Source organism: Curtobacterium guangdongense, from assembly GCF_049341845.1.
In the GTDB taxonomy this organism is placed as follows: domain Bacteria; phylum Actinomycetota; class Actinomycetes; order Actinomycetales; family Microbacteriaceae; genus Curtobacterium; species Curtobacterium guangdongense.
This window is the reverse complement of record NZ_JBMPIT010000001.1, coordinates 166640-178377: the sequence shown is the minus strand read 5'-3', so window position 1 is coordinate 178377 and position 11738 is coordinate 166640. Positions and strand designations below refer to the sequence as shown.

At 60.9% G+C, this 11738-nt stretch carries 10 protein-coding genes; 1 reads left to right on the top strand and 9 read right to left on the bottom strand.

All coding sequences use genetic code 11. From position 1 onward, the window contains the following. The gene (locus ACO0E1_RS00795) at nt 1-1008 is read right to left on the bottom strand and encodes an NAD-dependent epimerase/dehydratase family protein (protein ID WP_422872415.1); all 1008 of its coding nucleotides are present in this window, start codon (nt 1006-1008) and stop codon (nt 1-3) included. Between the two features lie 157 nt (nt 1009-1165). Between ACO0E1_RS00795 and glf the strand changes: the two genes are divergently transcribed. Then, nucleotides 1166-2308, top strand: coding sequence for a UDP-galactopyranose mutase (gene glf, locus ACO0E1_RS00790; RefSeq protein ID WP_422872722.1), 1143 nt, complete (start codon nt 1166-1168; stop codon nt 2306-2308). Here the strand turns inward: glf and ACO0E1_RS00785 are convergent. The 8 genes from ACO0E1_RS00785 to ACO0E1_RS00750 form a co-directional block, all read right to left on the bottom strand. After that, complete coding sequence (locus ACO0E1_RS00785) at nt 2290-3447, bottom strand: hypothetical protein (protein WP_422872414.1); 1158 nt, start codon at nt 3445-3447, stop codon at nt 2290-2292. The genes glf and ACO0E1_RS00785 overlap by 19 nt on opposite strands. After that, entirely contained in the window at nt 3447-4616 is a 1170-nt protein-coding gene (locus ACO0E1_RS00780; RefSeq protein ID WP_422872413.1) for an MFS transporter, read from the bottom strand. Before ACO0E1_RS00780 ends, ACO0E1_RS00785 begins: the two co-directional genes overlap by 1 nt. Before the next feature lie 38 nt (nt 4617-4654). After that, nucleotides 4655-5647: a nucleoside hydrolase gene (locus tag ACO0E1_RS00775; protein ID WP_422872412.1), complete on the bottom strand. Its 993-nt coding sequence runs from the start codon at nt 5645-5647 to the stop codon at nt 4655-4657. After that, nucleotides 5640-6224, bottom strand: coding sequence for a hypothetical protein (locus tag ACO0E1_RS00770; protein WP_422872411.1), 585 nt, complete (start codon nt 6222-6224; stop codon nt 5640-5642). Before ACO0E1_RS00770 ends, ACO0E1_RS00775 begins: the two co-directional genes overlap by 8 nt. A gap of 13 nt (nt 6225-6237) precedes the next feature. Further along, the gene (locus tag ACO0E1_RS00765; RefSeq protein WP_422872410.1) at nt 6238-6774 is read right to left on the bottom strand and encodes an NUDIX hydrolase; all 537 of its coding nucleotides are present in this window, start codon (nt 6772-6774) and stop codon (nt 6238-6240) included. A gap of 1 nt (nt 6775) precedes the next feature. Then, complete coding sequence (locus tag ACO0E1_RS00760; protein WP_422872409.1) at nt 6776-7774, bottom strand: glycosyltransferase family 2 protein; 999 nt, start codon at nt 7772-7774, stop codon at nt 6776-6778. After that, complete coding sequence (locus ACO0E1_RS00755; protein ID WP_422872408.1) at nt 7771-8460, bottom strand: HAD family hydrolase; 690 nt, start codon at nt 8458-8460, stop codon at nt 7771-7773. The genes ACO0E1_RS00760 and ACO0E1_RS00755 overlap by 4 nt, the downstream gene beginning before the upstream one ends. Before the next feature lie 1084 nt (nt 8461-9544). Continuing rightward, nucleotides 9545-11518, bottom strand: coding sequence for a tetratricopeptide repeat protein (locus ACO0E1_RS00750; protein ID WP_422872407.1), 1974 nt, complete (start codon nt 11516-11518; stop codon nt 9545-9547). Between the last annotated feature and the right edge of the window lie 220 nt (nt 11519-11738).

The window sequence follows — 11738 nt, the reverse complement described above, 5'->3', positions numbered from 1 at the left end:
TTACTGCTCAGGTGTCCGCGCAGGCACTGGCGTCGCGCCGTCCGACGCGTAGACCAGCTGGGCCTCCAACGTTGCGCGGATCATGTCGTCGAGTCCATAGCGCGGTTGCCACCCTTCGCATAGTTGAGTCTCTTCCCTGCTCGAGACCATCTGCTCGATGTCACCCGCGCGATTTGCACTAGAGATAATTGGTGGCTTAGAAGGTGCCAGTGCTTGTACTCGTTGAGCGAGTTCGAGAACAGACACGCTCAAGCCACGGCCGACATTACTGTAGCGAATACCGGGCGGCCAAGCCCGGTCCTCAGCCAAACGCCGGTGAAGGTCAGCGATATCACGAACGTCGATGTAGTCGCGCACTGCCGAGCCGTCTGCCGTCCCGTAGTCCGTTCCACGAACCACTAGCGGGCCTTCGTTGGCGGCAGCGCGGCAAAACTGCGACATAACACTCACTCCCTCAAGGTCGGCCAGAGAGGGTGACTCACACCCGGCGACATTGAAAAAGCGCAGGACAACTGCGTCTACTATTCCTCGCCCGGTATAAGTGCTGATCAACCCTTCAGCCTCAAGCTTGCTCACCCCGTAGGGATTGACTGGACCGATAGGTGAGGCTATTGTCACTCGCCCCGTCGCTATCGGCGCATAAACAGCCGCAGAGGAGGCAAATACTAACTTGCGGACTGCGGCGTTCGACATCGCATTCAGAACCGCCGCTGTGCCCGCGACGTTCACTTCGATGTAGCGCCTCGGGTCACGCACCGATTCCTCAACACTCTTCAGAGCTGCCAGGTGGAAGACGACCCGAACGCGCTCAGTGCGCATAAGTGCCGCGAGTTGATGGCTCGCTCCTGGAGCTGTTATATCGACCGTCGCTGCTCGCACCGTATTGCCCAGGCGTCTGACGCCGGACGCCCAATTGTCCGCGACCAATGTATCTTGGCCGCATCGACGAAGTTCGCTTGCGATGTGCGAGCCGATGTAGCCGCCCCCACCGATGATCAGCACAGTCATAGATCCCCCTCGATCAATTCATGCTGAGACTACGCCTCTCAAATGACCGTGTCTATACCGTTCCGCGCCTAGCATGCGTACCATCGACGAGAGAGCGGGACTCGTTCGGACGTCACCAGCGGTGAGCGTCACAAATCGACTATGAGGGGTGACGATGCTGTCATGTGATGTCTTGGTGGTTGGAGCTGGTCTCTACGGTTTAACCGCCGCCGTAGCGCTGGCGCGAACGGGGCGCAACGTCGCGGTTATCGACAAGCGCGACCATGTTGGCGGTAACGCGTACAGTTACCGCGATGATGAAAGCGGGATCGAGATTCACAAGTATGGATCGCACATCTTCCACACGTCTAACGAACGCGTATGGGAGTTCGTCTCCCGATACGCGCGGATGGACCGTTACGAGCACCGAGTCTTCACGAGGCACGCAGGAAGGGTGTATCCGATGCCGATCTCGTTGGCTACGATCAATCAACTCTACGAAGCCAGCTTTTCACCCCACGAGGCGAGGGTGCAGATCAAGAAGGATACCGAACCGTACCAATTGGCTCTTGCCGATTCGCTTGAGGCCAAGGCACTCGCGGCCATCGGTCCAAGATTATATGATGCGCTCATCAAGCCGTACACACAGAAGCAATGGCAAACGAAACCCTCCGAACTTCCAGCAGACGTAATCACCCGGCTGCCTGTTAGGTATAACTACGACACGCGCTACTTCAGCGACAAATACCAGGGGCTGCCGAGAGATGGTTACGGGGCGATGGCGGAACGAATGGCGAGCGAGGAAGGTGTCGAGGTTCACCTTTCAGAAGATTTTTTTGATGTGAGGTCGAGCTTCAGTAAGGGAAAGACCGTTGGCCGGATTCCCGTCATCTACACTGGCGCCCTCGATCGATACTTTGACTACTCGGCAGGCTCGTTGTCCTGGCGGACTTTGGATTTCGAGTGGCACCGATTCGATGTTTCTGATTATCAAGGCACGGCAGTGATGAACTATGCCGACCTTCATGTGCCGTTCACTCGCTCACACGAGTTCAAACACTACTCGCCAGAACGGCATGACCAAGTTGAGCAGACCGTCGTGGCGCACGAGTTGTCGCGCTTTGCATCGTCAGACGATGAGCCGTACTACCCAGTGAATTCGATACTAGACCGCGAACGACTTGGAATTTACCGGACCCTGGCATCTAAGGAACGCGGCGTCGTGTTCGGTGGGAGACTTGGGTCGTATAAATACCTAGACATGCATATGGCAATCGCAGCAGCTTTGCATGACGTCGAGTCTCACTTCGGAGCGGACTGACTCAGATCGAGTACTTGAGCGGCAACGTCGTGCGCTCCCCGGTCGCCTAGCAAGCTGTTCATAGGCGAGAGAGTCGACCGAGTCTGAAGCACGTTCGTCAAAACAACTTCGACCGATCTTGCCATCTCTCGTTGGAACTTCGGGAGGTCAGCAGCCGCCGCCGCCTGCGCGATGGAGTGATATAAGTGCCGTACCGCGGCGTCTTCGCCTTGCGTATCTAGTAAGTAATCGAGGGCCGGCGGGTGTGCAACATCCGCGGGCCAGCCTACGACAGACGGCTCGACGCATACGCGATCGAGTTCCATGGCGAAGCGTAGCTGGGTGTAATTCTGAGCAGGCAAAACGAATGCCGGAACGCCCAGCCGTCCTAGTTCCAATATGGTTGTCAAGCCTGGCGAGGTGGCGACGAAAGGAGATCGAGCAACGCGCCTTAAAAAGTCATCGTGACCGTACCGACTCACGCTGACACGAGGCCGAAGCGCGGACGGGAGTTCCTCCAGCAGCGTGTCCTTCCTCACATTGCCCACCACCTCCACCTCGTCAGTACCGTTTGCGAGTATAGAAGTAAGAGCAGGAACAACTGCTGTTGAGAGATACGCTCGCACACTCGAGTCTGTGCTTGCTGGGGATTGCAGACCGCCCAGCGCGACAACCGGGGATTCGGATGGGACGTCCGCTAGAGGTGTCGGGAGCCGCCCCACAATTCCACCAACCCACTGCAAATTATGAGCAGACTCAAGTGGGGATGCATGGCGGAGCGATGCCGACCCGAACCGTTGAGCGCAGTATATGGCTACGTCAACTGGTAAGAAGTCATTAGCGCCCCAGATGAAGGGCATGGTGTCGACGTAAACGACGCGGATACCCCTGTCCACAAGCCGACTCGCCAGCCGTGCGTTCAAGGCAATCAAGGCTGTGTGAGGTTGCAGCGAATCCAAGGCGACGTCGAAGTCCGCCTCGTCGGACTCAGAGCTGATCCAGGTATGGACGCCCTCCTTCTCGAGAACAGAGCGTCCAGAGTTTGTGTCAATTCCGACGAGATCAAGACGGGGGTCGAGAACGCGGAGCTCGCTCAGGATGGCCGCCAGTATCCCAACACTTCCCCATCCGAACTCGTCACCACCGATTAGCAACTTCACTATTCGACTCCCGTTCTTTCCCGCAGGGCACGCATAGCGGCAGGTCTGCTCACGATCGCCAGAATCGCGAGAAGCAGAGCTCCAGCGATGACCACGTAAAAGCCGCCCGACCGGCCGTGCGCGTCCAGCAACGCCCCAGCGATCGATGCGGCTACCGCGGCACCAGCCGCGCTGGCCGAATTCGCCCAAGTAAACGCTTGTGTTAGAGCATTCGGGTCGGCCACCCTCTCCATCAACACACTAAGGTTCACCAGCAACGGTGGCACCAGCAACTCGGTGACCAGTACAATCGGGAGGAGTGTGGGGATATTGGTCGCCAGGAGCAGTAGAGCAGTGAGTGCCGCAAATATCGAAGCGAGAACGACTGTTCGATTCGCAGGCCCGCCTTTGAACGTAATCCTGCCGTACACGAAGGCGCCAAACAGCCCGGCGCAGCTCCCTACGAGAAACACCACCGCTGCGAGGCCCTCTTGTCCAGCCGTGACAGCAAATCCCGTCACGGAGACCTGGATCGAGCCGAAGTAAGCACCAATTGCGAGATTCATCAAGATTAGTGCCACAACAGCCTGTCCAAAGGCGCGTGCCCGTCTAGCCCTGGTGTGTCGGCCTGCCGCCGTCGGAGGAGCCGTGCCTACAAGCAGCGCTAAGCTCACGCCGCCAACAAAGATCAAACCTCCCGCAGCCAACTGCGATACTACGGCCAGCCCGGAAGCGCCCAAGATACTGACCACTACTGGTCCGATAAGGAAGACGGTCCCGTTCGCAATCGACTCGAGAGAGAACGCGCGCTGTAGCGTCGATGGGGTGTCGCGTAGCAGGAAGGACCACCTCGCTGCTGACAGTGCGCCAAATTGCGGGATCGTGGCACCAACGCCGCCGGCGAGAATCACGAGAACCGGAACGTCCGCGGCCCAACGCGCAGCGAGCACTAGCGTCACTACGAGGCAAAGGTGCACGGTCACCTGAGCAGGAAGGACCTTTGATTGTCCGTACCGGTCGACAAGTCGAGCAAGTAGAGGGCCGACGATCGCCTCACACAGAGCGAACGCGCCTGTCACGATCCCCGCCTGAAGGAAAGAACCGGTTGCTTCGTGCACCAGCCACACGAGTGACAAGCTGGTCATCGCGATCCCAAGCCGGCCCAGCCCGGCCGAGACGAAGAACGACAACGCTCCGGTATCCCTCAGGACTGATCCGTATCCAGCGTTCATCGTGCAACCGGCTCGAGGTGCATCAAAGCATCAACAAAGTCTGGTCGGAAGTCATCCTTCAGCTGCAGCACGACTTGGCAATTCTCATCACCATTCAGGGGGTAGCCGAGATATTTGCGTCTCCCGTCAGCTATCGTCATGCCGTACGTCAAACCTTCGCGTTCGTCAACGACGACGTGCATGTGCGGCGCGAGGGATAGCTCGACCTGACGGAGCGCGACTGCCATTGCCACCGGGTCGTGGAGCGCCCCCTCGCGCTCAGCGAAGTGACGCCCCTCGTGGAAAGTCAAGTACGTCTGGGAAGCCCTGGCGAGAAGGCGTACTGCTTCGTTTCTAGAACTCGCGAGACGCGCGGCATCCCATGTGGTGAATCGGTGTTGCATGGTGACGTCAAGAGGAACCATCGTGATGTTCCAACCAGCGTTCAAAACGACATTGGCTGCCTGCGGGTCGTTGCGAATGTTGGCCTCCGCAGTGGGGCTTCCATTCCCGGGATGCTCGACGGCGCCCCCCATCACCACGACTTGATCGATGAAGTCGGGCAGCTGACGGTCTCGCTGCAGGGCGAGAGCGAGGTTCGTGAGTGGACCGAGAGCGACGATCGTCACAGGACCGTGGGACCGCGCATAGGTGACGAGGAACTCAGCTGCGGCTGACTGCGCGGCTTCCGCCTGGTCAGGCAAGCCCAAAGCTTCCGCCTGCCCTCCCAAGCCATCATCGCCGTGAACGAGTTCAGCCGTGTCCGGCCTGCGCCCGTGAAGCATTCGCTCCGCTCCCGCAACGACTTGAATCGTTTCCGGTAGCCCCAGCAGCCGCAGGAGGAGACGTACGTTCCGGGCGCTTACAGCAGCTCGATTGTTTCCTGCGACGGTCGTGACCGCAGCGATGCGTGCGGGCGCCACGGATGCGCAGTATGCGAGAGCCAAGCCGTCGTCTACGCCGGCATCGCAGTCTATGATCACCGATCGGCGGTGTTGTGAACTAGTCATTCCAGACCCCCTCTTCCGCCGCCTCCACAAGAATCCGCCAGTAACGCTCGTCGTAACTCGAACTTTGCAGGCCGACTTTCGCACTCGATCGGAGGAAATCGAGTGAGTCCTTGCCTGCCAGCTGACCCCGCCTGGTATGAACATCAAGCGCGTAGTCCGGAATGGTGGGCTTCCGTCGGCCAGTTGTGAGCATCAGAATCGCCCAAGCCGCAATGTCGTCTGTGGACCGGTCTTTCGGCAGCTCAGCCAGTCGACGCACCGCCTGCACAGCCATCAGCCAACGGTCACGTGAACGGGGAGGGAGGCTAGTTCGCAAGTAATTTAGCGTCTGCACCTCCAGCATCACCAGTGGCTCAGACCCTCCAAGGTCTTCCACCGAAATAACGCGAAGCCGCTCCCAAAGCTTGTCTTCAACATCCTCGCCCGTTTCCCATAGTTCGCGGGCGACCAAGATTGCTTCCTCCATCTCGCAACGTCTGATGAGCTTCTGAAGGGCTGAGATCAATTCGTCGAGGGCGTAGCCGCGGACGGACCGTCTCCCCGCCCAAGGGTCATCTTCATGCGAAAGCACTGCCATGGCAGGTCCCCTATCATTGTTGTCGCAAATGCGCTACAGCCTCATCAACGAGGGCTGGATACCAATAGTCGCGCTCGGCTAGAAGCTTTTTCGCATTCTCGATCGGCTCGTTGCGGACCTCCACGATCTGCTCTGCACCGGGCGGATTGGAAGGGTTTCCCGTATGCGTTACTCTCACAACACCCCAAGCCCAAGCCTTCAATGGGTGCGGGAGATGGTCCCTGTACGGCCGGTCTTTATACCCGATGCCGACGTGCGCCCCCACCCAATGAAACTGGCCGACGGCTGTCACGCCTGCTTCCTCCACGAGTTCGCGCCGTGCGCAGTCTTCGAGTGACTCGGCCGGTTCTCGTGTGCCACCTGGCAGGGTGAACGGACCTGCGGCTTCGCGCACGATCACGATTGATTCTGCAGCATCGTCTACAATGCAGACGAGATGGACGCTTTGAACATACTCCGGGTCCGGCATCGTCTTCCAAAAGCGGACACGAACTTGGGCCCACGGCCAATGAACAGGTTTGAAGAGATCCTGGTCGAAATTCTTGTCCATCTCACCCACGTCTATCTCTCCGAGGGTACGAAGCATTCGATACGATGCTGCCCTCTTGAGCCTTCTGCGTGCGAATCGTCCACATCTGCTCCAGCCGACCGATGCTGAACGCCAGCCTTCGAACGAAGATGTACGCCGCTGCGTCCGGTGCGTGATCTCTGTAGAGCACTCGCCAAGCGGTGCGGAGAGTCTTAGCAGCACGCGATCGGGCGGGTTCAGCTGGAAAGAGTCCGAGTGCTCGGCCCACAGCTTCACTTCGTCCATATGACCGAAGACTCCGAAGATCCGCTGTGATCCTCAAGGGTGCGTGGTGTATCACGCCCGCCATGGCGAACGCGATGGCGATTCCCGCTGAGCGCCGCCGGAGCTCGAACTCCCGGTCTTCTCTCCATGCTAGCCGATCATCAAAATGGTACCCACCCATTAGCGCAACGACGTCTTTGCGGTATAGCAGAGGTGGGCTATACGCCGTTATCCGGCGCGAATGCAGTGCGTCCTCCGTGAACCTGCGGGCCCTGGCAGGGATAGACGTCTCAATAGATTTCTCATCGAACACAACTCGCCCACGCACGAAGTCCGCGAGATCCATGCCTGCCGCCAGCGCTTCCACCGCGCCTGGCTCAAACGTGCAATCCGCGTCCATCAGGAGAATCCAGGGTTTGTCCGTCCGTGCTATCCCGAGATTATAGGCAGGCCCAATTCCGGCCGTGCGTGAAGTTATAATCGTAACATTTGGCCGTTCAATCTGCCGTAGCTCTTCGTTGAACTCGTTGGTACTCCCATTGGACACGATCACCACCGAAACAAGATCGCTTCGAATGGAATCGAGGCATTGATGTACCCGTCGGTCGTTCAGGACGGGTATGACGATGGCGATCCGCTGCAACCGAGCGTTTAGGTCTTCCGTGAGTTCTGGTGCAGGGCTTAGCGCTGCGCGAGTTCGTCGCTCGGTGGTGCCGTCAGAAGTGAGGAAATGGATAGGCTGGCTCTTACCGCTCACATCGACCCCTCTTCGGTGTGCGCTGCTGCCGTCATGAAATTAGGGAAGCACGCAGTCGCGTACCTGATGCAGCGACTTCGGCCGCAACCCTGCAGGATATGCACGCAGCGCACCCCCGCTGAGGTCGCGGCGGCGAGGCCAGTAACGGAGTCTTCAAAAGCCAAAGCGACGGCGGGCGGCACATCGAGAAGTCGCACCGCCTCCTCGTAGAGATCAGGAGCCGGCTTGGGACGTGCTCGGTGATGGGAGTGAACGACAACGTCGAAGAGGGTGGCTAGGTCCAGTCCAGTCGTCAATTTCACTCCTGCGAAAACTTCTTGGACGCGCCAGGCTGGGGCGTTTGTGACGAGTGCAGTTCGAACCGAGCTACGGCGAGCGCGAAGTACGAAGTCCTCCACGCCTGGCAAAAGCTCGAGCGTCGTCCTCGCCTTCTGGCGATAGTCGTGCGCGAACCCCGCGATCGCGACAAGAAGACTTTCCTCGTGGATTCCAAACAAAGCTTCGGCCGTCGATAAGCCGTCGAGCTGTTTCGCCGCCACCTTGTCGACGTCAAGGGCGCTTGCTTGCAGCCCGTATTCATATCCCGCTTGTAACCAGGAATCACGAAAGGCGGTTTCCGTGTCGACGATTGTCCCGTCGAGATCGAAAAGTAAGGCCCTCGCGCGCCCCAGATCGCAACGCAACATCGGTTTCATTCTGACCGACGCCCATCGGTCCCAACAAGCTCGGTCATGCGAACTTGCCCTGGAATTCTTACAATACCGGACGTCGAACTTTCAATTCTCATCTTTGAGATCCCCCGCCTGATGGATATCGCCCTATCATCCCGGGAGTGGAACCTCGGGGCGAAGTGCGAAGACTTTTGGCTTCCTTGATACAACTCCTCGCGGGCGAGTCTGTCAAGGCACACGCATCTCGAGACTTACGTTCGCGAGGTGTCCGGGATGGCGCTAGCGGAGTGTGGGTCGGCTGAGGCCGCGACCCACGCGGCGCACGAGCACGGAGCACGGAGCGTACGCCCCCCTCATCCCGGTGGACAGCACTGTCGATGCTGGCATCCGCCTTGAGCCGGGCAGAGCGGAGCGGCCTAGAAGGTACCGACCGTGGCCAAGTGCCGCGCCCCGGCCAGTCCGGTCCTTTGAGCGTCTCTCGACGGTGGTTGACCGGTCGTCGTGGCGGCACCTGACTGACCTCGTCGTCGTCTTCCCCGCCGACATGAAGGCCGGCACTTCGGCGTCGAGGCGCTCGCGGCTCGGCGGCTGAGCGCGTGACGTGCTGAGGTGCTCGTTCGTCGGTAATCAATCAGATTGCGTCCGATCGCACCGGTTCGGAAGCGGCCGCTACTGCGGCGCAGACCCCTGAGCGAGCCGCAGCGCCGGCTGTTGGCTCTCAGCGCGGTGCCGCTGGCTTCAGTCCGGCATCGACGTGCGGACCGACAGGCCAGCTGTCACCGACTCGATTGGCTTCCCGCGCACACTAACCACGTCCCCGCCCTGCTCGCCGTCTGCCTTTTCCTCCTCTCCGTCTGCGTTCTCCTCCTCACTGTCGCGTGACTTAGCATCTGCGCTCTTGTGAGCGCACCGGACGAGGCAGCGCGCCGTTAGGCCGGCCGCAGGCTCCGGCCCTCTTTATTCGTGCCCTCTGCCGCATCTTGGGCTAGCACCCTGACCAGATATTGCGCGCCGCAATGTGCCAGTGCCGTGGTTGGCGGGATGGGCTGGGTGCGCTGTCTTCACGGTGCTTGTTCAAGATAGGCGAGCGGCGGCTCGGTCACATGAGGATGGGAAGCGCCAGGAACTGCGTGAGGTCCTCCCCATCCTCAAACGCCAGAAGCATCGAAGCGGCCCGCTGACCGCCCCCATCTAAACCGATGCGGTACGAGCGACGCGCGATGCGACGCAACTCATGGGCGCTCGGGCTTGATGCGAACGCGATCCGGATGAGCTGCGCGGCCACCAGCGCGGTCGCGATAGGCCGCAACGGGGAACGAGCCATCCGGGTAACGGCGAGGAGGTGCTGAGTTGCGGAGCTGTGTCGCCCTTCGGCCGCGTCTAAGGAGCCCGCGATCAGCCGGAAGTAGGCGTGGGACTCTGGATCGCGGGGATTGATCCGCGCCGCCTCCGCGAGATGTCCGCGCGCGGCGGTACGGTCGACGGTTCGCTCGGCGTCCGTACGGGTGCTGAGCATCCAGAAACGGATGGAAGCCTCCGCCGCCCGCCGGACATCTGGCAGCGCTCTGTCGAGCGTCTGTAGCGCCTCCGCGGGCCGGCCGGCGAGGAGCTGCAGTTCCGCGAGTTTCCACATCGCCCATGCCGACTGCGATGGGTTGCTGTACGGGATCCGGTCGGATGCTTCGCTGATGCGCCTGATCGCTTCCTCGAAGCGGCCCTGCAGCTTCAGCGCGTCTGCGGACCATGTGATTGCGTCGATCTGGTTGCCGAGCCCCAGGGGCCCGAGCGCGTTACTCAGCTGCCAGACTCGTTCCGCGTCGAACGCCGTGTCGCGAATTCGCCCGCGCACGTTCAGCAGCTGTACTCGCCGTGCCAGCGGCAACACCTGCTCCGCTCGTTGGCCGCGACGTACGGCGCGCGCCACGAGCGCCGTGTCGAAGAGGGTGCTGACGCGCTGCAGCCCAAACGCTGGTAGTAGAGCCGATATCTCGTTCGGGTGCAGTCGTGGCCGAGGTCCGCTTTCCCGTCCGCGAGGGGAGAGGAAAGCCATCAGTGCAGCCCGGTGCTGGCTAAGTTTCCGTAGGGATCGGCCGCGGTTCGTCTCGATCTCGTCGTTGCTTGCACCGCGCTGTCGAGCCAGGGTGGCCATCCGGATCACCGCACCGTGCTCACCGGATGCGAAGAGCACACGGATGGCGGCAGCTACTCGCGCTGATTCGGAGAGGGTGCCGAGCGCCTGCGCGGCCCGTTCGGGCACGGGCCAGTCGCGGCGGCGTGGAGCATCGGCCGGGTGCAGCCGTTCCTGCTCGCGGCCCATTGCGGTGCGAAGCAGTTCCGTGGCGTCCGCCTGCTGCCACGTCACCTCGGGCGCTGCCCCATGCCGGGTCTGAGCTGCAACGCGTTGCAGGAAGATCCGCGCAGGGTCACTCAACTGTGGATCTTGCGTCTCGGCACTTCCGTGCTGGATCAGATGTACCGCTGCGGGAGGGTGGCGGAGGAACAGTTCGACGATGTCGAGATCGCGGGCGCCCCAGCCGACGACAAGGACGCGACGACCCGCGATGGCGTCAACAAAGGGCTCCGCAAGTGCGTCCGGAACCCCGATGAGGTACTGCTCGATCGTGGTCGAGATCTGGTCCTCGTGGTCGACGTCACCGTGGAGATGCATCACGTTCACGCCGCCAGGGCTTGCTGCCTCGTGCAGAAGGTCCATGTTGACCGTCGCTACCTGGGCAGGAAGCTCAGCGATCAGCGCGTGCAGTCCGTTGGGCTGCCCACCCTTCACGAGGTCGTAGATTTCGACCAGCGGACGATCTGCGCGCACCCGATCAATGAGATTCATGAGGTGTTCGAGGCGCAGGCTGCCATCATCGGACGCGGTCGGGGTCGAAATCACCTCCGCCGCATCGCTGAGCACGGCCTGGTAATCAGGTAGCGATTCGCGGACCGCTTGCCAGGCCACAGCCGTCAGATCCGCTCCGGACGGCAATGCGGTCGGCGGTCCCATGGAGACTCCGGCGCCGGTGAACACGACGTCAGCCCACGCCGTGCCCGGGAACTCTGCTTCTCTCATGCGCGGTCCAGTCGATTCGGGTTGCGATTGGAAGGGGCGAACAAGGCGCATCCGCTGCTGTCATCCTTGGGTGCGGGGGCTGCGGTGGCAATCGCTCGGCGCGCTCCCGTCTCGCCGCACGGCGTCCGGGCGCCCGCCAGGGAACGTCGGGGACGCAGCGGGTCGAGCGACACCCGGTCGCCAGCGAGGGCGACCGGGTGGCAGCAGACGTCAGGTCGGG